21 protein-coding genes are annotated in these 18685 nt (G+C 72.2%); 10 read left to right on the plus strand and 11 right to left on the minus strand.

All coding sequences use genetic code 11. The annotated features are described in order from the left end of the window. Window positions 1–963, minus strand: coding sequence for a septation protein SepH (gene sepH / locus AC3ANS_RS08970; protein WP_488295814.1), 963 nt, complete (start codon window positions 961–963; stop codon window positions 1–3). Between the two features lie 131 nt (window positions 964–1094). Between sepH and AC3ANS_RS08975 the strand changes: the two genes are divergently transcribed. Beyond that, window positions 1095–1730 (plus strand): trimeric intracellular cation channel family protein, encoded by a 636-nt coding sequence (locus tag AC3ANS_RS08975; RefSeq protein ID WP_488295815.1) that lies wholly within the window; start codon window positions 1095–1097, stop codon window positions 1728–1730. A gap of 192 nt (window positions 1731–1922) precedes the next feature. Here the strand turns inward: AC3ANS_RS08975 and AC3ANS_RS08980 are convergent, their stop codons facing one another. Further along, window positions 1923–3227 (minus strand): D-arabinono-1,4-lactone oxidase, encoded by a 1305-nt coding sequence (locus AC3ANS_RS08980; protein ID WP_488295816.1) that lies wholly within the window; start codon window positions 3225–3227, stop codon window positions 1923–1925. Next, window positions 3224–4435 carry an MFS transporter gene (locus AC3ANS_RS08985; protein WP_488295817.1) on the minus strand — a complete coding sequence of 404 codons (1212 nt, stop codon included), beginning with the start codon at window positions 4433–4435 and terminating at the stop codon, window positions 3224–3226. The genes AC3ANS_RS08980 and AC3ANS_RS08985 overlap by 4 nt, the downstream gene beginning before the upstream one ends. A 68-nt stretch (window positions 4436–4503) precedes the next feature. Here AC3ANS_RS08985 and AC3ANS_RS08990 point away from each other — a divergent pair, with 68 nt between their 5' ends. The 3 genes from AC3ANS_RS08990 to AC3ANS_RS09000 all read left to right on the plus strand — a co-directional run bounded on the left by AC3ANS_RS08990 (window position 4504) and on the right by AC3ANS_RS09000 (window position 6907). Continuing rightward, window positions 4504–5592, plus strand: a complete 1089-nt coding sequence (locus AC3ANS_RS08990; protein WP_488295818.1) for a ferrochelatase — start codon at window positions 4504–4506, stop codon at window positions 5590–5592. After that, a complete protein-coding gene (locus tag AC3ANS_RS08995) occupies window positions 5589–6434 on the plus strand; it encodes an inositol monophosphatase family protein (RefSeq protein ID WP_488295819.1) in 846 nt (281 codons plus the stop codon). Before AC3ANS_RS08990 ends, AC3ANS_RS08995 begins: the two co-directional genes overlap by 4 nt. A 182-nt stretch (window positions 6435–6616) precedes the next feature. Continuing rightward, on the plus strand, window positions 6617–6907 hold the full coding sequence (locus AC3ANS_RS09000) for a DUF4193 domain-containing protein (RefSeq protein WP_011756350.1): 291 nt from the start codon (window positions 6617–6619) through the stop codon (window positions 6905–6907). Between the two features lie 78 nt (window positions 6908–6985). On the opposite strand, the gene AC3ANS_RS09005 is transcribed toward AC3ANS_RS09000, so the two are convergent. Further along, window positions 6986–7282, minus strand: a complete 297-nt coding sequence (locus AC3ANS_RS09005; protein WP_488295820.1) for a DUF4235 domain-containing protein — start codon at window positions 7280–7282, stop codon at window positions 6986–6988. A gap of 70 nt (window positions 7283–7352) precedes the next feature. After that, window positions 7353–7814 (minus strand): DUF3093 domain-containing protein, encoded by a 462-nt coding sequence (locus AC3ANS_RS09010; RefSeq protein WP_488295821.1) that lies wholly within the window; start codon window positions 7812–7814, stop codon window positions 7353–7355. Window positions 7815–7866: 52 nt separating this feature from the next. Here AC3ANS_RS09010 and dut point away from each other — a divergent pair, with 52 nt between their 5' ends. From dut to AC3ANS_RS09030, 4 genes are read left to right on the plus strand one after another with little or no spacing between them, the layout of a single operon-like run. After that, window positions 7867–8325, plus strand: a complete 459-nt coding sequence (dut, locus tag AC3ANS_RS09015) for a dUTP diphosphatase (RefSeq protein WP_488295822.1) — start codon at window positions 7867–7869, stop codon at window positions 8323–8325. Window positions 8326–8379: 54 nt separating this feature from the next. Then, window positions 8380–9018, plus strand: coding sequence for a DUF3710 domain-containing protein (locus AC3ANS_RS09020; protein WP_488295823.1), 639 nt, complete (start codon window positions 8380–8382; stop codon window positions 9016–9018). Window positions 9019–9027: 9 nt separating this feature from the next. Next, the gene (locus tag AC3ANS_RS09025; protein WP_488295824.1) at window positions 9028–9390 is read left to right on the plus strand and encodes an OB-fold nucleic acid binding domain-containing protein; all 363 of its coding nucleotides are present in this window, start codon (window positions 9028–9030) and stop codon (window positions 9388–9390) included. Continuing rightward, window positions 9387–10100, plus strand: a complete 714-nt coding sequence (locus tag AC3ANS_RS09030; RefSeq protein ID WP_488295825.1) for a DUF3159 domain-containing protein — start codon at window positions 9387–9389, stop codon at window positions 10098–10100. The genes AC3ANS_RS09025 and AC3ANS_RS09030 overlap by 4 nt, the downstream gene beginning before the upstream one ends. On the opposite strand, the gene AC3ANS_RS09035 is transcribed toward AC3ANS_RS09030, so the two are convergent. From AC3ANS_RS09035 to AC3ANS_RS09045, 3 genes are all read right to left on the minus strand, one after another. After that, window positions 10087–11232 carry an MFS transporter gene (locus AC3ANS_RS09035; protein ID WP_488295826.1) on the minus strand — a complete coding sequence of 382 codons (1146 nt, stop codon included), beginning with the start codon at window positions 11230–11232 and terminating at the stop codon, window positions 10087–10089. The genes AC3ANS_RS09030 and AC3ANS_RS09035 overlap by 14 nt on opposite strands. 97 nt (window positions 11233–11329) lie before the next feature. Next, window positions 11330–12001: a potassium channel family protein gene (locus tag AC3ANS_RS09040; protein ID WP_488295827.1), complete on the minus strand. Its 672-nt coding sequence runs from the start codon at window positions 11999–12001 to the stop codon at window positions 11330–11332. A 7-nt stretch (window positions 12002–12008) separates the two neighbouring features. Then, window positions 12009–12671, minus strand: a complete 663-nt coding sequence (locus tag AC3ANS_RS09045; RefSeq protein WP_488295828.1) for a potassium channel family protein — start codon at window positions 12669–12671, stop codon at window positions 12009–12011. Between the two features lie 163 nt (window positions 12672–12834). Here AC3ANS_RS09045 and AC3ANS_RS09050 point away from each other — a divergent pair, with 163 nt between their 5' ends. Further along, on the plus strand, window positions 12835–14883 hold the full coding sequence (locus AC3ANS_RS09050) for an APC family permease (protein ID WP_488295829.1): 2049 nt from the start codon (window positions 12835–12837) through the stop codon (window positions 14881–14883). 19 nt (window positions 14884–14902) lie between these two features. Beyond that, complete coding sequence (locus AC3ANS_RS09055; protein ID WP_488295830.1) at window positions 14903–16132, plus strand: class I SAM-dependent RNA methyltransferase; 1230 nt, start codon at window positions 14903–14905, stop codon at window positions 16130–16132. Here AC3ANS_RS09055 and AC3ANS_RS09060 read toward each other — a convergent pair. Genes AC3ANS_RS09060 through AC3ANS_RS09070 form a run of 3 tightly spaced genes read right to left on the minus strand, consistent with a single transcriptional unit; the run spans window position 16114 to window position 18666 of the window. Then, a complete protein-coding gene (locus tag AC3ANS_RS09060; protein WP_488295831.1) occupies window positions 16114–17082 on the minus strand; it encodes an ABC transporter ATP-binding protein in 969 nt (322 codons plus the stop codon). The two genes, AC3ANS_RS09055 and AC3ANS_RS09060, sit on opposite strands and share 19 nt — an antisense overlap. Further along, complete coding sequence (locus tag AC3ANS_RS09065) at window positions 17079–17879, minus strand: ABC transporter permease (protein WP_488295832.1); 801 nt, start codon at window positions 17877–17879, stop codon at window positions 17079–17081. Before AC3ANS_RS09065 ends, AC3ANS_RS09060 begins: the two co-directional genes overlap by 4 nt. Beyond that, a complete protein-coding gene (locus tag AC3ANS_RS09070) occupies window positions 17872–18666 on the minus strand; it encodes an ABC transporter permease (protein WP_488295833.1) in 795 nt (264 codons plus the stop codon). Before AC3ANS_RS09070 ends, AC3ANS_RS09065 begins: the two co-directional genes overlap by 8 nt. Between the last annotated feature and the right edge of the window lie 19 nt (window positions 18667–18685).

Consider the following 18685-nt stretch of genomic DNA (forward strand, 5'->3'; position numbering starts at 1 on the left):
CTACTCCTGCTTGCCGCCGCCGAACATGATCTCGTCCCAGCTCGGCACGGACGCGCGCCCGCGGTTCTTCTTCACCGGTCGCCGGCTCGGAGGCTCGTGGTCGTGCTGGTGGTCGTGCTGGGCCTGTTCGGATGCCTCGGCGGGCTCACCGGTGTGCAGGTCGTCCTCGGCCTGCGCCTGGGTGGCCTCCTCGCGCAGCTCGGCCTCCTCGGCGACGACCGCCGGGTCGGTGGGCGGGGTGTCGTCGAGGAACGCCTCGACCGGCTGCTCGGAGACCAGGCCGATCGCGTCCTCACCCAGGGGGAGCTCCTGGTCGAGTTCGCCGACCGTGCTGAGCCGCCGCTGGCGGGCGTGGCGCAGGTCGTCGTGCGGGAGGGGCGCGGCCGCGACGGCCTCGCCGACCAGCCACCGGGCGTCCTCGTTGTCGAGCGTCACATAGTTGCCGGGGGCGTCGAAGGTGAGCTCCGCCGTGCCGCTGCGCTCGGGGGAGGAGTACGTCGCGGTCATCGACCAGCGCCCGTCCTCACGGCGCCATGCGTCCCACTCGACAGTGTCGGGGTCGACGTTCACCGAGCGCAGGTGGCTGGCGGCGGCGTCACCGAGGGTCCGGGCCCCGCTCGTGGCCTGGCCGCCGTCGGTGCGGCGTACGGACGAGCGCTGCGCGCGCTCGGCGACGTGCTGTCGCTCGGCGAGCACCGGTGCCGCGAACGCCATGATCTTGTCGACCGATGTCTGGGCCGCCTGCGCCACCGCCTCGGGGGTCTCGCCGGCCCGGATCCGGGCCTGGATGTCTCGTGGGCGCAGGGCACTGTCCATCTTGGTCTCCAATCGGCGGGTCGCATCCCCGCGAAGCGCGGCCCGAAGGCGGTCGTCGATGTCCAGTGTGTGCTCAACGCCCTCGTCGTCGACCAGGCGCAGGCGCTTCCCGCCATCGCTCACTCCGGCGAGCGTGAGGTGCGCCATCAGTGGTCGAGCTCCTGTCCCCTGACATCGGTACGGCGAGTGCGTCTTCGGTGGGGCGAGCCTACGCCAGCGACGGGCCGGTCGCCGGGAGCACCACGGCGTGCCCCGGAGGTGACCATTAGTGTCCAGAGGTGCCATCGACCGAACCCTCCACCACCCTGGTCGTCCTCGACCTCGTGGGCATCTTCGTCTTCGCGATCACCGGAGCACTGGTCGCCGTCCGCAAGGGGCTCGACGTGTTCGGCGTCCTGGTCCTGGCCGGTACGACCGGCCTGGGTGGCGGCTTCCTGCGCGACGTGCTGATCGACGCGACTCCGCCTGCCGCCCTGGAGGACTGGCGCTACCTCGTGGTGCCGGTGGTGTCCGGGACGCTGGCGTTCTTCTACCACCCCGTGCTGGGCCGGGTGGAGCGCACCGTCAACGTGTTCGACGCCTTCGGGCTGGGTCTGTTCTGCGTCACCGGCGCGCTCAAGGCGATGGACTACGGCCTCGGTCCGGCGCCGGCCGCGCTGATGGGGATGGTGACCGGCATCGGGGGCGGCATGGTCCGCGACCTCCTCGCGGGCCGCGTGCCCGCGGTCTTCCGCGGGGAGATCTACGCTACGCCGGCGCTCGCGGGCGCGGTCGTCGTCGTCGCGGGCACCCACCTCGACCTGCCACTCGGGGTGGTCGTCGTCACCGGCGCCGGGCTCTGCACGGTCTGGCGGCTGCTGGCCATCTGGCGGCACTGGCAGGCCCCGATCGCGACCGGGTCCGCGTCGGTCTGAGGTCGGGCGGGCGGCGGCCAGATTCGTCGGCCGGCCGACGAAGCTCGTGCTCGGGGTGGGTCGGCGGCCTCCCGGTGCTGGATTGTCCGTCCCGACCGGTGCCGATCGCGGGACGTCATTCAGCTGGAGCAAGCGGTTGCTCCATCCGCATGACGTCCCGCGAGAGCTGGCGGCCCGGCCGATCCGCCGCCGTCAGTCGCCCAGGACCCGACGCAGGTAGGGGTTGGCGAACACCCGGTCGGGGTCGAGCTTGTCGCGCAGGGCGAGGAACTCCTCGAACCGGGGGTACGCCGGGCCCAGGTCGGCGGCCGTCCGGGTGTGGACCTTGCCCCAGTGGGGGCGGCCGTCGTGGGCGCGCAGGATCGGCTCGAGCAGCGCGAAGTAGGCCAGGTGGTCCACGTCGCGGTGCGTGTGGAACGCCAGGTAGACCGAGTCACGGCCGGTGGAGGTCGACAGCGCGATGTCGTCGGCCGGGGTCACCCGGATCTCGACGGGGAACGTGATCCGCAGGCCCGAGGCGTCGATCGCCGCGCGGCACTCGCGCAGCGCGGCGAGACCCGCCTCGCGCGGGACGGCGTACTCCATCTCGCGGAACACCACGCCGCGGGGCGAGATGAACACCCGGTGGGCGACGTCGCTGTAGGTGCGCGCGGAGAGCAGACGGCTGGAGACCTGGTTGAACCTCGGGATGATCGCGGGCGCCCGGTTGGTCAGGTGGTTCAGCGCGCCGAAGAGGTGGTTGGAGAGGAACTCGTCGTCCCACCAGTAGCGCAGCCGTGACAACGGCTCCGTCTCCTCCGGCGAGACGTCGAGGCGGTCGTTGGTCTTGGTGAGCATCCGGTCGGTGTGGGGGAACCAGTACATGTCGACGTGGTGGTGCTCCGCGATCCGCTGGTCGAACCCACCCAGCGCCTCGTCCCAGCTCATCGGCGTCTCGGTCGCCTCGAGCACGAACAGCGGCTCGACGCGGAACGTGAGCGTCGTGAGCACGCCGAGAGCGCCCAGGCCGACCCGGGCCAGGTCCAACAGCTCGGGGTTCTCGGTCTCGTTGGCGGTGAGCACCTCCCCGGTGCCGGTGACGAGCGTGAGACCGCAGACCTGTGCCGACAGCGACGCGGCGACGCCGCCGGTGCCGTGGGTGCCCGTCGACGTGGCGCCGGCGAGCGTCTGCTCGGCGATGTCGCCCATGTTGTGCAGGCTCAGCCCCAGCGCCTCGAGCTGCCGGTTGAGCTCCTTGAGCTGGGTGCCGGCCAGCGCGGTCACGGTCATCGCGTCGCGGTCGACCGCGAGGATCCCGCCCAGCCGGGTCGGCCGCAGCATGGTGTGCTCGGGTGCGGAGATCGCCGTGAAGCTGTGGCCGGTGCCGACCATCTTCAGCGTCGTGCCCTCAGACCGCGCCCGCTCGACCGCGGCCACGATCGCCGACGTGTCAGCCGGCTCCTCGACCCTGGCCGGCTGCGCCGACTCGATCCCCGCCCAGTTGCTCCACTCGTTCACGGCGCGATGCTAGTGGCTGCCGGGACCTCGGCATGGCGCTCCCGCGGCAGTGCCTGCGCCGCCACCGCGGCGACCAGGCCAGCGGCGACCGAGACGAGGTACGCCGCGGAGGCGCCCTGGTGATCGACCACGAGCCCGCTCAGCGTGGCCCCGGGCGCGACGCCCGCGACCAGGCCGGTCTGCATGATCGCCATGCCCTCGGTGAGCCGGCCGGGCGGCACAGTGGCCTCGGTGAGCGACATCGAGGCGATCATCGTCGGGGCGATCGCGAACCCGGCGACGAACAGCACCAGTCCCATCAGCCAGATCGCGTCCACGAAATAGAGCGGCACCATCGCGCCGGCCATCGCGACCGCACCCCACCGCACGCGTACGGCGGGCCCGCGCCGCCAGTGGACGGCGCCGGTGAGGACACCGGCGGTGAGGCTGCCCAGCGCCCACAGGGCCAGCAGGCCGCCCGACCACGACTTGTGGCCGTGCTCGTCGGCGAACGCCACGGTCGTCACCTCGGCGGCCCCGAACAGCACGCCGAGGGCAGCGCACACGATCGCCAGCGCGATCACGGTGGCCCACGGCATCGCCGGCCGGGGCCCCGAGGTGGCGGATCGCGGATGGGGCGGCGGCTCGGTCGCGTGCTGAGACGTGAACGCCAGGGTCCCCGCGACGCAGGCGACCACGCCGACCACGAGGCCGGCGACCGGGTGCCACGCGGTCGCGAGCAGCGTGACGAGGATCGGGCCGACGATGAACACCGCCTCGTCGAGCACCGCTTCGAGCGCGAACGCCGTCTGCACGTCGGCGGGCCGAGCCAGCACGTGCGACCAGCGCGCCCGCACGCTCGAGCCCACCTGGGGCAGGAAGGCGCCGCCGAGGGCCGCGAACACGTACGACGTGCCGATCGGCCAGTCCGCCTGCACCGAGACCACGAGCAGCGCGATCGCGACGCCGAAGCCGACGCTCGCGACGCTGAGCACGCGACCCTGGCCGACCTTGTCGAGCAGCCGGCCCTGGAGGATCGCGAAGCCGGCGTTGGCCAGCATGTACGCCGCCGACACGGCCCCGGCGACGCCGTACTTGCCGCTGGCCGCGGAGACGAGCAGCACGATGCCCAGTCCGACCATCGAGATCGGGAGCCGGGCGAAGAGACCGGCCAGCGAGAAGCGGAGAGCGCCGGGCTGAGCCAGGATCCGGCGATAGGACGTGAGCATCGCGATGAGCGTATTGCCGCGGACGCACCGGCCACGAATCGTTATCGACGGCTCCCTACGATGAACCCATGACCCCCGATCCCAGCCCCTACGACGCCGTCTTGCTGGTGTCGTTCGGCGGACCCGAAGGCCCCGACGACGTGGTGCCGTTCCTCGAGAACGTCACCCGCGGCCGCGGCATCCCGCGCGAGCGGCTCGAGGAGGTCGGGCAGCACTACTACGGCTTCGGCGGGAAGTCCCCGATCAACGACCAGAACCGTGCGTTCCTCGCTGCGCTGCGCGAGGACCTGGCCGGCGCGGGGATCGACCTCCCGGTCTACTGGGGCAACCGGAACTGGGACCCGTTCCTCGCCGACACGCTGCGGCAGATGGCCGCCGACGGGGTGACCCGGGCTGCCTGCTTCGTGACGAGCGCCTACTCGTCGTACTCCAGCTGCCGCCAGTACCGCGAGAACCTCTTCGACGCCGTCGCCGAGGTGCCCGGGGCCCCGGTGCTCGACAAGCTGCGCCACTACTTCAACCACCCCGGCTTCGTGGAGCCGATGGTCGACGCGACCCTCGCCGCGCTCGCCGAGCTGCCCGAGGACGTCCGTGAGGGCGCCCACCTGGTCTTCGTCACCCACTCGGTGCCGCTGACGATGAACGACGGCAGTGGCCCCGAGGGCGGCGCGTACGTCGACCAGCACCTCAGCGTGGTCGAGGAGCTCGTCGAGCGGATCCGCCAGGAGACCGGCCGGCGGCACGCACACGAGCTGGTCTACTGCTCGCGGTCCGGCGCGCCGCACATCCCGTGGCTCGAGCCCGACGTCAACGACCACCTCCGCCGGCTCCACGCGGGGGGAGTGCCCGGCGTCGTGATGGTGCCCATCGGGTTCGTGTCCGACCACATGGAGGTCGTCTACGACCTCGACACCGAAGCGATGGCCACCGCGGCCGAGCTCGGGCTCCCGGCGATGCGCGCCGCGACCGCGGGCGTCGACCCGAGGTTCGTGGCGACGGTCCGCGACCTGCTGCTCGAGCGGGCCGCCGTCGAGCGTGGCGAGGACGTGGTGCGGGCGTCGGTGGGCCGGTGGCCGGCGTGCTGGGACCGCTGCCCCGCGGGCTGCTGCCCGAACGCCCGTGCCGATCGCCCCGCGCTCGCGGGCGCCGACTCGTGAGCCGGCCCTTCGGGGCGGAGATCGAGCCGTCCAACGCCGCCCTGGCCGACCTCGCCCTCGAGGTCGCGCGGGCGGCCGCCGAGCTGGTCCGGGGCCGGCGGGCGGCCGGCGTGACGGTGGCCGCCACCAAGTCCAGCGACGTCGACATCGTCACCGAGGCCGACCGCGCGAGCGAGCAGCTGATCCGCGGGCTGCTCGCGGAGCGCCGGCCCGATGACGGCATCCTCGGTGAGGAGGGCGACGACGTGGCGAGCCGCAGCGGCATCCGCTGGATCGTCGACCCCATCGACGGCACGGTGAACTTCCTCTACGACCTGCCGCAGTACGCGATCTCGATCGCGGCCGAGCGGGACGGCCAGGTCGTCGCGGGCGTGGTGCTCAACGTCGCGAGCCGGGTCGAGTACGTCGGCCACCGCGCCGACGGCCCCGAGCGTGGGGGCGCCCCGGCTCGGGCCAGCCGCGACGGCGTACCGATCAGCGTGCGAGAGCCGACCCCGTTGCACCTGCGGCTGGTCGGCACCGGCTTCAACTACGACGCCCGCATCCGTGGCCTGCAGGCCACGGCGCTGGTCCGGCTGATCACCCGGGTCCGCGACGTACGCCGCCTCGGGTCGTGCGCGCTGGACCTGTGCCATGTCGCGGAGGGCGCCCTCGACGCCTACGTCGAGGAGGGCGTGAGCCTGTGGGACCACGCGGCCGGTGGGCTGATCGCCGAGCTCGCGGGGGCACGGATCGACCACCTGACCGGAGTGGGTGGCACCGACCTGGTCGTGTGCGCTCCGACACACGGATTCGACGAGTTCGTGGCCGCTGTTCAGGAATCGGGGTTCACGGCCGATTGAGGCCTGCGACGCGGGGGATTGCGCGGGAATAGGTGCCCGTCACCCGATGTTCATGCCCCGCGACGTGGAGGCGGTGTGCGACATCAGGCCCTGATGGTGCACAATCTGCCGCGCCGACCGTGCCGGAACGGCACGCGACGTTCAAGACGTGGGGCAGCAGGTTCCAGGGGAGTGAGTGACGGATGGCGACTGATTACGACGCACCGCGCAAGAACGAGGACGAGCAGTCCGAGGAGAGCATCGAAGAGCTCAAGGCGCGGCGCCACGACAAGAACTCGGGCAAGGTCGACGAGGACGAGGCGGAGGCCGCTGAGTCCTTCGAGCTGCCCGGCGCAGACCTGTCGCACGAGGAGCTCGCGGTCGAGGTGAAGCCCAAGCAGGACGACGAGTTCACCTGCATGAGCTGCTTCCTGGTCCACCACCGCAGCCAGCTGGCCGATCCCAAGAAGATGATCTGCCGCGACTGCGCCTGAGCGAGCCGCGACACCCAGCACGATCGACGAAGGCCGCGATCCCTCCGGGGGTCGCGGCCTTCGCGCGTCTCGGGCCGATCAGGCCTGCTGGTCGTCCTTGCGCAGGTCGGGGGGCAGGTGCCCGGTGGAGCGGGCGTAGTAGGACGCCGCGCGGCGCTGCGCGACCATGCGCGCCAGCCCGACCGCCGTACCGCTCGCGATCGCCCACGCGACCGCCTCACGGATGTCGACGTCGGGGTCGGCGGGGTTCTCCGGGGGCTTCTTGCCGGTCGCGATCGTCCACGACTTGTCGATCGCCTTCTTGGCCAGGGCGGCCGCGCCGAGCGCGGACACGAGCGAGAAGACGGTCCAGACCTTGGATCCTCCAGATGCCATGGCCGAACAGTACCCAGGCCCGGGCAGCTCGACTCGCCCGGTTCCGCGTCGGCACAGCGTGGGTCGAGGCTCAGGGCGCGTGCGTCAGCGCGGTGAGCGCACGCACCAGCTCCTCGGGGTGGCGCGTGCACACCAGCCAGTACGGCGTGGGGTCGGCCGGGTCGCTGATCTCGACCTTCACCGCGCGCTTGAGGTAGGGCCGCAGCAGCAGGTAGGCCCGTGCGTCCGCGTCCACCCCGGCGGCCCGCCGGGTCTCGTCGGCGTCGAGCGCGGTCGCGGTGCCGAGGAACCCGGCGTCGATGTGCGCGCGTCCCGCGCGGAAGGCACCGTCGGCCACCACCAGTCGCGGGGCGCCGTAGGACCAGAGCGCCGAGACCAGCATCGCCACCATCACCGCGGTGACCAGCCAGGCCGCCAGCGCGGGAAGGGCGACCACGACGGCCAGCCAGAACGTCGCGACGAGCATCGTGCCCTGGACCCACCAGCGCAGCGGGACGCCGAGGCGCTCGCGGTAGGCCGGGGTGAGGGTCACGGGCGGAATCCTTCCATCCCGGGCGCCGGACCGGCCGGTAGGGTCCGGCGACGTGACCACCGACGACCTCCACATCCTGGTGCAGCGCCTCGACCCGGACCTCCCGCTGCCGTCGTACGCCCATCCCGGCGACGCCGGGGCCGACCTGCTCACGACCGTCGACGTGACGCTGGCGCCGGGGGAGCGCGCGATGGTCCCGACGGGGATCGCGATCGCGCTGCCCGAGGGGTACGCCGCGTTCGTGCACCCGCGCTCGGGCCTCGCCGCGCGTCACGGGCTCTCGATCGTCAACACCCCGGGCACGATCGACGCGGGCTACCGGGGCGAGATCAAGGTGATGCTCGTCAATCACGACCCGCGCGAGCCGATCGAGCTGCGGCGCGGCGACCGGATCGCGCAGCTGGTCGTGCAGCGGGTGGAGCGCGCGCTGTTCAGCGAGGTGGGGGAACTCCCCGGATCGGTCCGTGGCGACGGGGGCTACGGTTCTACCGGTGGCTTCGGTCCGTCCTGACCGTGTCGTGACCTGCCCACCCCTGACCGGCCCGTCCCTGATCGAGGAGAGTTCGTGAAGTTCCGTCGCAAGTCCGCCGAGACCGACGCCGAGGCCGGCGTCCCGGCCGACGACGCCGGGAACGGCGTCGTGTCGGTCGGCCCGTTCGACATCGACGACCTGCCGTCGGGCGACGAGGTCCTCCGGGTCGACCTCGGCTCGATGCTCATCACGCCCGCCGAAGGACTCGAGCTGCGGCTCCAGGTGGACGAGGACGAGGAGGCGGTGCAGGCGGTCGTGCTCGCCGGTCCCGACGGAGCGGTCGAGCTGCGTGCGTTCGCGGCGCCGCGCGGCGGCGACCTCTGGGGCGAGATCCGCCCGCGACTGGCGGCCGACTACGCCCAGCGGGGCGGCACGGCCACCGAGCGCGAGGGCCGTTTCGGCACGGAGCTCTTCTGCCAGCTCACGGTCCGCACCCAGGACGGCCGCACCGGCACCCAGCCCTCGCGGGTCATCGGCATCAACGGGCCGCGGTGGATGCTGCGGGCGACCCTGCTCGGGCGCCCCGCCCACGACCCGGAGGCCGCCGGCCTGTGGGAGGACGCCATCGAGCAGGTGGTGGTCCGCCGGGGTGCGCAGGCGATGCCGGTCGGCGCGGTGCTGCCGCTGACGATGCCGCCGCGCGACCAGCTCGTCGAGCGTCCCAACGCCTAGGCTCGGGTCATGGGCGAGCGGAGCAGGCTGCGGCGCAGCATCAGCAAGTGGGCGGACGCCGGTGACCAGCATGCTCGCGACATGCGCCGCACCTACGGCGCCGACAGCTTCGACCGCATCGGCGAGGCGCCCGACCGCGAGCAGGTGCGGCTGCGCGGCACCCTGCGCACGGTGACCCTGCGCCCGCGGGGCGGGGTGCCCGCGCTCGAGGCCGAGCTGTACGACGGCACCGGCACGCTCACGGTGATCTGGCTGGGCCGGCGCCGTATCGGCGGCATCGTGCCGGGCCGGTCGCTGGAGGTCCGCGGCCGGATCGGACGCCACGACGGCCACCGGATCATCTACAACCCGCGCTACGAGCTGATCCCGTGAGCGAGCCGCCGGCGCACGTGCCCCCGAGCGTCGACACCGTGGAAGCCGTGGTGCGGGCGCAGATCTCGCGCGCCCTCGGTGGCCGCCGCGGCATGGTCGAGGCCGCCGTACCGACGATCATCTTCACCGTGCTGTGGCTCTCCACCAAGGAGCTGAAGCTCGCGCTGGCCTCGAGCATCGCCGTGGCCGTGGTGCTGCTCGTGGCCCGTCTCGTGCAGCGCACGACCGTGCAGTTCTGCCTCAACGCCCTGTTCGGGATCGGCATCGGCTGGGTGTTCGTGACGATCTCGGCCCGCCAGGGCGGCAGCGCCGACGACCAGGCGCTCGCCTACTTCCTGCCCGGGCTGATCTACAACACCGGCTACACGCTGGTGCTGGCGCTGACCTGCCTGATCGGCTGGCCGCTCGTGGGCTTCATGGTCGGCAGCGTGACCGGCGACCCGACCGCGTGGCACGAGGACCGCCAGATCGTGCGGCTGTGCACCAGGCTCACCTGGCTGCTCGCGATCCCGTGCCTGGTCCGGGTGGTCGTCCAGGCCCCGATCTGGTTCGCCGGCAAGTCCGGCTCGATCGACCCCGACTCCGCGGTGGCCGCGCTGGGCATCCTCAAGATCGGGATGGGCTGGCCGCTCCAGCTTGCCGCCCTCGGCGCGATGGCGTGGGTGCTGACCCGCAACAAGACCCCGGTCGGCCCGGTCAGCCAGGCGTGAGCGGGCGGCGCACGTGCGCCGCCGTGCGCCACCAGACGACGAGCTGCAGCAGCCCGAGCGCGAGGGCGATCGGCAGCAGCGTCCAGGCGCCGGCCACCTCACCGACCAGCCCTGTCAGCCAGGGCAGTGCCGCGCCGCCGACCACGGACCCCGCGTTGACGACGCCGACCGCGGTCGGCACCAGGCGCGCCGACGTCAGCTGCGGCAGGACCGCCATCGTGGTGGGGAAGATCGGCCCCAGGAAGAAGCCGAGCAGGGCGAGGCCACCGGCGCCCGCGACGGCGTACGGCGCCGCCCAGGTCAGGGCGGTCGTCAGGCAGATCCCGACCAGGCAGAGGTAGGTGGTGCCGACCGGGGTCAGGCCGCGCCGGGCCGCGGCCGGGCTGATCAGGAACCGGCCGAGCGTGAGGCCCAGCCAGTACCCGCTGACGGCGTAGCCGGCCTGCAGGTCAGAGAGGTCGCGCGCCTCGACCAGGTAACCGAACGCCCAGTTGCCGACGCCGAGCTCGAGCCCGACGTACAGGGTGAGCATCGTCGCCGCGAGCAGGATCGCCGGCTGGGCCACCGCCGCCCGCACGAGACCGGCGCCACCGTGCTCGGTGGGGTCGTCCGGCCCGGCGTCGCGCGGGAGGAGGCGCGGGGGGTAGGTGGTGCGGACCGCGACCGCCATGGGGATCGCGACCGCCGCGAGCACCAGCACGACGACCGGCCAGGACGTCACGGTGAGCATCGCCGCGGCCACGAGTGGCCCCAGGAGCGCCCCGACGCCGAAGAACGCGTGCAGCCGGTTGAGCAGCGTCGCCGCGCGCGGCAGCTCGGCGAGGTAGGCGTTGAGCACCGACTCCAGCAGCCCCGTCGCGTAGCCGACGCCGAGCTGGAGCAGCACGAACACCACGAAGGAGGGCCGGGTGGCGACACACGCGCCGGCGCCGACGTAGACCACCGAGGCGACGATCAGCGTCGTGCGGTAGCCCCAACGGTGGACCAGCGGGCCCGCCATGGCACCGGCGATCACGAACCCGGCGGAGCCGGTGAAGAACGTGGCCCCGATCGTGGTCCGGTCGACGCCGTAGTCGTCGATCTGGGCGAGCAGCAGGACCCCGTTCACGCCGGCTCCCAGTCCGACCAGCACGAACAGCGCGTAGGCGACCAGGACGGACGCGTTCAGGGGCCGTGCCGGATGCGGGGGCCCGGTCCGCGCCGCGCGACCTACGTCCGGGACGGAGACCTCAGCCTCCGTGGGCGCCGGGAGCGAGGATCCGCTCGAGGTTGTCCTCGATGTCGGAGGAGACCACGAACAGCAGCTCGTCACCGGCCTCGACCGGCTGCTCGGCATCGGGCACGTAGACCTGGCCGTCGCGCAGGATCGTGACCAGTGCGCAGTTGTCCGGGAACGGGATCAGCCCCGACGGCTTCCCGACGTACGGCGAGTCAGCGGGCAGCGTCATCTCGACGAGGTTGGCGTTGCCCTGGCGGAACGTGAAGAGCCGGACCAGGTCGCCCACGGTGACCGCCTCCTCGACCAGCGCGGACATGATCCGCGGGGTCGAGACGTTGACGTCCACGCCCCACGCCTCGGTGAACAGCCACTCGTTGTTGGGGTGGTTGACCCGACCGACCGTCCGCGGGACGCCGAACTCGGTCTTGGCGAGCAGCGAGGTGACCAGGTTGGCCTTGTCGTCACCGGTCGCGGCGATCACCACGTCGCACTGGTCGAGGCGGGCCTCCTCCAGGGACGACATCTCGCAGGAGTCCGCCAGCAGCCACTCGGCGTCCGGGACCCGCTCGGGCTTGATCGACTCGGGGTTCTTGTCGATGAGCAGGATGTCGTGGCCGTTCATGATCAGCTCGCGGGCGATCGACCGTCCGACCGCGCCTGCTCCGGCGATGGCGACTCGCATGACTCACTCAGCTTTCGTCGGGTCCGCTGTCGATGACCTGGTAGGCGCGCGGGGCGTTGTCCTCGCGCATGGCGACGTGGAGGATGTCGCCTTCCTGGATGACGCTCTCCCGGGTGGGCAGCACGCCCTCGCCGAGCCGGTCGATCCAGGCGATCCGGCAGCCGACCTGCTCCTGGAAGTGCACCGTGCGGTGCCCGATCCACGACTCCGGTGCCGGGAGCTGGTCGAGACGGATCGTGCCCGACGGGTCGCGGAAGTCGGGCTCGGCGCCGGCGGGGAGCAGCCGGCGGAGCACCTGGTCGGCGGTCCACTTCACGGTGGCGACCGTGGTGATGCCGAGCCGCTGGTAGACCTCGGCGCGCCCGGGGTCGTAGATGCGGGCCACGACCTGGTTGATGCCGAACGTCTCGCGCGCCACCCGGGCGGCGATGATGTTGGAGTTGTCACCGCTGGAGACCGCGGCGAACGCGTCGGCGCGGCGGATGCCGGCCTTCTCCAGGACCTCCTGGTCGAACCCCTGGCCGGTCACCTTGTCACCGTTGAACCCGGGACCGAGGCGGCGGAACGCGTCCGGCTCGCTGTCGATCACGGAGACGGTGTGGTTGCGGTCTTCGAGACTGCGGGCCAGCGTCGAGCCGACCCGTCCACAGCCCATGATCACGACGTGCACGACGTGCACGCTACAGGAGTCAGAGCCGGTGCACGGGGGGCTGGTGTTACTCGATCCTGAATGGGTCTCGACACGCCGGTCGCGACCTCGCTAGCTCGGTCGCGCGGCTCGCTCGACCACCATCAGCGGCCCCGCTGGCGCGTTGCCGCTAGCCTTTCCCGTCGTGAGTGTCGGCGACGTATCGAAGCGGATCCTGCTGGGGCGCAAGCTGCGTAGCTCCCAGTTGGGCGAGACGCTCCTGCCCAAGCGCATCGCGCTGCCGGTGTTCGCGAGCGACGCGCTGTCGTCGGTCGCGTACGCGCCGGACGAGGTCTTCATCATGTTGTCGCTGGCCAGCGCGTCCGCCTACGTGTGGTCGTGGAAGATCGGCATCGCGGTCGCGCTGGTGATGACGGCCGTGGTCGCGTCCTACCGCCAGACGGTGCACGCCTACCCCAGCGGCGGCGGCGACTACGAGGTCGCCTCGGTCAACCTCGGCGCGAGCGCCGGCGCGACCGTCGCGAGCGCGCTGCTCGTCGACTACGTCCTCACGGTCGCGGTGTCGATCTCGTCGGGCGCGCAGTACGCCGCCGGGGCGTTCCATCCCCTGGTCGGCCACGAGGCGACGGTCGCCACCTTGTTCGTCATCGTGCTGATGGCGATGAACCTGCGCGGCATCCGCGAGTCGGGCACGTTCTTCGCGGTCCCGACGTACGCGTTCATGATCGCGATCCTCGGCATGTGTGCGTTCGGGCTGTTCCGGCTCGCGATCGGTGACCTGCCCCACGTCGAGAGCGCCCGTCTCCACATCGAGCCGCGGAGCGGCTACGGCGACTCCATGAACACGTTCGCGCTGCTCTTCCTGCTCGCGCGGGCGTTCTCCTCCGGCTGTGCGGCGCTGACCGGTGTCGAGGCCATCTCCAACGGGGTCCCGGCGTTCCGCCGGCCCAAGAGCAAGAACGCGGCGACCACGCTGCTGCTGCTGGGTGCCATCGCGATCTCGATGATGCTCAGCGTGACCGTGCTGGCCAAGCAGATGGGCCTTCGCCTGGTCGACCCCCAAGACCTCCACCGGCTGACCCTCAACGGCCACGCGCTGCCCGCCGGCTACGACCAGCCCCCGGCGATCTCCCAGATCGCGGACGCGCTGTTCGCGGACTTCCGCCCGGGCTTCTACTTCGTGATCACGGTGACGGGCATCATCTTGGTGCTGGCGGCCAACACCGCGTTCAACGGGTTCCCGGTGCTCGGCTCGATCCTGGCCAAGGACGGCTACGCCCCGCGAGCCCTCGGCTCGCGAGGCGACCGGCTCGCCTACAGCAACGGCATCGTGTTCCTCGCGGTGATGGCGATCATCCTGATCGAGATCTACGACGCCGAGACCACCCGGCTGATCCAGCTCTACATCGTCGGTGTGTTCGTCTCGTTCAACCTCAGCCAGCTCGGGATGATCCGGCACTGGACCCGGCACCTGCAGACCGAGAAGGACCCAGCCGAGCGCCGGCGGATGGTGCGCTCGCGCACGATCAACGCCGTCGGGCTCACCTTCACCGCCGTGGTGCTCGTCGTCGTGCTCATCACCAAGTTCCTCGCCGGCGCCTGGATCACGATCCTCGCGATGATGATCTTCTTCGTGATCATGCGGTCGATCCGCCGCCACTACGACAGCGTCACCGACGAGCTCGCCGCCGACGAGGAGGACAAGGTCCTTCCGACCCGGGTCCACGCGATCGTGCTGGTCTCCAAGCTGCACAAGCCGACGCTGCGGGCGCTCGCCTTCGCGAAGGCCACGCGCCCGAACCTCCTCGAGGGCGTCTACGTCTCCGTCGACCCCGACGCCACCAACCGGCTGCTGGAGGAGTGGGACGAGCGCAACCTCGGCGTACCCCTCAAGGTCCTGCACTCGCCCTACCGCGAGCTGGTCCGCCCGATCGTCGAGTACGCCACCGAGATCCGGCGCGCCAACCCGCGCGGGGTGGTCGCCGTCTACATCCCGGAGTACGTCGTGGGCCGCTGGTGGGAGCAGCTCCTGCACAACCAGACCGCGCTGCGGCTCAAGGGCCGGCTGCTGTTCGCGCCCGGCGTCATGGTCACCTCGGTGCCCTACCAGCTGCGTTCCTCGGAGCTGGTCCGCGAGCGCGAGGAGCGCGAGGGCGTGTGGGTGCGGCCGGGCGAGCTGCGCCTGGGCAACGTCGCCGAGCGCCCGAGCTCGGACCGGCAGGTCCAGAAGTGACTCCAGAAGTGACGCTGTCGTGACCCGCAGGCCGCGCGAGCGCCAGGCCCGCGGCGACTCGCGGGTGGGAGAGCGGTTCGAGGCCGTCGTCGGGCCGATCGCCCACGGCGGGCACTGCATCGTCCGGCTCGAGGGCACCACCGACGGACCCTCGTCCCACCCACGGGTCGTGTTCGTGCGGCACGCGATCCCCGGCGAGCGAGTGGTCGTCGAGATCACCGAGGGGACCGAGGGCGACCGGTTCTGGCGTGGCGACGCGGTCGAGGTGCTCGAGGCCTCCGCCGACCGGGTCGAACCGCCCTGCCCGTTCGCCGGGCCGGGGCTGTGCGGCGGCTGCGACTTCCAGCACGTGGCGCTCCCGCGGCAGCGGGCGCTGAAGGCGGCCGTGGTCCGCGAGCAGCTGGTGCGGCTGGGCGGCACCGACGTGCACGTGGAGGTCGAGCCGGTGCCAGGTGGCTCACCGGAGGTCGACGCGGGTCTGCGCTGGCGCACCCGGATCCAGTGGGCGGTGGGTCCGCAGGGGCGTCGCGGGCTCCGCAAGCACCGCTCGCGCGAGGTGCTGCCGATCGAGGACTGCCTGATCACCCGCACCGACGCCCGCGCGGTCAGCCGGGCCGGCACGACGCTGGACCGGCACGCGGCCTCGCTGTCGACCGCGGTGGGCGAGCGGGTCGACGTAGCCCGCTACGGCGAGCACCTGTTCAGCGTGGAGTCCGACGGCTTCTGGCAGGTCCATCCCGGGGCGCCTCGGGTGCTGGTCGAGACCGTGCTGGACCTGCTGCGGCCCCGAGCCGGGGAGACCGCGCTGGACCTCTACGCCGGAGTGGGCCTGTTCGCCCGCTTCCTCGCCGACGCCGTCGGCCCCACGGGCCGGGTGCTGGCGGTCGAGGCCGACCGCACCGCCTGCAAGCACGCCCGGAGCAACCTCGCCGGCCTGCCCGGGGTGCAGGTCGAGTGCGGTCCGGTCGACCGGGTGCTGGCCCACGACACCGTCGCGCCTTCGGTCGACCTCGTGGTGCTCGACCCGCCCCGCGAGGGCGCCCGCGCCCAGGTCGTCGAGCAGGTCGTGGCCCGCTCCCCGCGAGCGATCGCCTACGTCGCCTGCGACCCCGCCGCCCTGGGCCGCGACGTCGCGACGTTCCGCAAGCTGGGCTACGAGCTGGGCTCGGTGCGCGGGTTCGACCTGTTCCCGATGACCCACCACGTGGAGTGCGTGGCGCTGCTCACGCCTCAGCGCCGCGAGGCGTAGACCCGGCGCACGACGTCCTCGACGTCCGGTTCCTCGATCGCCAGGTCGAGCACCTCGGCACGTTCCGACACCGCGGCGAGCACCCGGGCGGCAGTCGTGGTGTCGGGGTCGAAGGCCAGGCGCTGGCGCAGTCCGGAGCCCTCGCTGTCGAGGTGGCGTGTGTGGGGTACGTCGAGCAGGTCGGCGCTCGGCGTGGCCAGGTCGACGACGAGGACCCGTTCGGCGCCGACGGTCCGGGACAGCCCGTCCAGCGTGCCGTCGAAGACCAGCGAGCCGCGGTCGACGAGCAGGATCCGGTCGCAGAGCCGCTCGACGTCACCCATGTCGTGGGTGGTGAGCAGCAGCGTGGTGCCGTGGATGCGGCGCTCGGCGACGAGGAACTCCCGGAGCCGCTGCTTGGAGAGCACGTCCAGTCCGATCGTCGGCTCGTCGAGCACCACGAGGCGAGGGGAGTGGAGCAGGGCGGCGGCGACCTCCGCGCGCATCCGCTGGCCGAGGGAGAGCTGGCGCACCGGGGTGCCGAGGAAGTCGCCGAGCTCCAGTCGCTCGACGAGCTCGTCGGTGCGCTCGCGCTCCGCGCTCGGCGACAGCGAGTGGATCGCCGCCAGGATCCGGAACGACTCGCGCACCGGCAGGTCCCACCACAGCTGCGAGCGCTGGCCGAAGACCACGCCGAGCTGACGGGCCAGCCGCCGCCGGTCCGGCACGGGCCGCAGGCCGCAGGTGGTGATCGATCCCCTGGTCGGCACCAGGATGCCGGCGAGCATCTTGATCGTGGTGGACTTCCCGGCGCCGTTCGCGCCGATGTAGCCGACCGCCTCGCCGGGCGCGATCGTGAAGGACAGGTCGTCGACGGCCACGACCGTATGCCGGCGCAGGCCGTCTCGGACGCCGAAGTCGCGCCCGAGGCCGCGTGCCTCGACGATCGCGCCGCCGGTGTGGTTGTTCATCCGCCGCCTCCTTGGTAGTGCCGCACGCCCGCGCGCCAGGTCAGCAGCGCGAGCGCCCACGCCCAGAGCGCGGCCACCGGGGCGCACCAGCCCAGCCAGCCGGGCATCCACTCCGGTCCGGGCAGGTCGAGCAGGGCGACCACCGGCAGGTACGCGGTGAACGCCATCGGGAACAAGAACCCGAAGATCGCCTTCAGCGGCCGGTCCCAGACCGCCGCGGGCTGCGTGGCGGCGTACCGGCCGCCGTACACGAACGCGTTGGTCGCCTCGGCGCCGTCGACGAGGTAGAACTGCGCGCCCGCGGCCCACACGAACATCGCCGCGAACGTCGCGACGCCGCTGACCGCGGCGAGTCCGAGCAGGCCTGCCGAGGCCACGGACCAGTCGACGTCGTTGATCGCCAGACCCGCCACCAGGGCGGCCAGGCCGACGGCCGCGCGGGCCAGGCGGCGTAGCGAGATGTCGCTGGTGACGAGCTGGAGCAGCAGCGGCTGCGGTCGCAGGTAGAACACGTCGAGCGTGCCCGCTCGCAGGTAGGTCGGCAGCGAGTCGCAGTGGCCGAAGGCCAGGTCGGCGAGGGAGAAGGCCAGGTCGGCGAGCCCGAAGACCAGGAGGATCGCGGCGAAGTCCAGGCCGCCGAGCGTGTCGACCGAGCGGAAGACGACCCACACCTCGCCGAGCTCGACGACGCCGACGAGCGCCGAGCTGGAGAGGTCGAGCAGGAAGTTCGCGCGATAGCTGCGTTGGGAGCGCATCCGCGAGGCCAGCACGGCCCGGTAGGGCGCCAGGTCAACCACCCTGCACCTCCAGGCGGCGGCGCCCGGCCCGGGTCGCGACCTGCCCGAACGCCAGGGTGAGCGCGAGCCAGCAGAGCTGCAGGCCGGCCAGGCCCAGCGAGTCCGCCCCGGTCACGCGACCGGAGAGGATGTCGACCGGGTACATCATCATCGACGGGAAGGGCGTCGCCGTCGCCAGCGCGTGGAGCCAGCCGGGGAACATCGCGATCGGGACGAAGAGTCCGGCGAGGAAGCCCGAGACCACCATGTAGAGGATCGCGACGCCGCGGGTCTCGACCAGCCAGAACCCGGCGGCGGCGACGAGGTAGACCGTGGTGGCCGAGACGACGAGTCCGAGGAGGAGGCTCAGCCCTCCGAGTGCGTACGCCGCTGGGTGGTCCGGGGTCGCCATGCCGACCACGAGGGCACCGATCAAGACCGCCGGGACGCCGCGGGGGATCAGTGCGAACACCGAGCGACCGACCTCGGTGGTCACGCTCGCCAGGTGGACGTCGACGGGGCGCAGGAAGTCGACGGCAACGTCGCCGGAGCGGATGCGCTCCGCCATCTCGGTGCGTCCGGTGAGGTTGACCGAGCCCAGCAGCCCTTGGGAGATCCAGATGTAGGTGCTCATCGTCGCGACGTCGTACCCCGCGAGCTCGCCCCCAGAGGTGCGCACGGCCGCGAAGAGAACGGCGACCTTGAGCAGTCCGAACGTGGTGTTCGCGAGGAGCCCGCCCAGTGCGGCCAGCCGATAGGTCGACTGGCGCCGGAACCCCGCGACGAAGAGTCGGGAGTAGGTGCGCACGAACACGAGAACCTACCCC

The sequence above is a fragment of the Nocardia sp. 149-1B genome, from assembly GCF_057747975.1.

Bases quoted from the DNA above. Each gene is read 5' to 3' on its own strand.
- sepH (WP_488295814.1), bottom strand. From the start codon at position 963: ATGGCGCACCTCACGCTCGCCGGAGTGAGCGATGGCGGGAAGCGCCTG.
- AC3ANS_RS08985 (WP_488295817.1), bottom strand. From the start codon at position 4,435: ATGCTCACGTCCTATCGCCGGATCCTGGCTCAGCCCGGCGCTCTCCGC.
- AC3ANS_RS08990 (WP_488295818.1), top strand. From the start codon at position 4,504: ATGACCCCCGATCCCAGCCCCTACGACGCCGTCTTGCTGGTGTCGTTC.
- AC3ANS_RS09000 (WP_011756350.1), top strand. From the start codon at position 6,617: ATGGCGACTGATTACGACGCACCGCGCAAGAACGAGGACGAGCAGTCC.
- AC3ANS_RS09005 (WP_488295820.1), bottom strand. From the start codon at position 7,282: ATGGCATCTGGAGGATCCAAGGTCTGGACCGTCTTCTCGCTCGTGTCC.
- AC3ANS_RS09025 (WP_488295824.1), top strand. From the start codon at position 9,028: ATGGGCGAGCGGAGCAGGCTGCGGCGCAGCATCAGCAAGTGGGCGGAC.
- AC3ANS_RS09040 (WP_488295827.1), bottom strand. From the start codon at position 12,001: ATGCGAGTCGCCATCGCCGGAGCAGGCGCGGTCGGACGGTCGATCGCC.
- AC3ANS_RS09060 (WP_488295831.1), bottom strand. From the start codon at position 17,082: ATGAACAACCACACCGGCGGCGCGATCGTCGAGGCACGCGGCCTCGGG.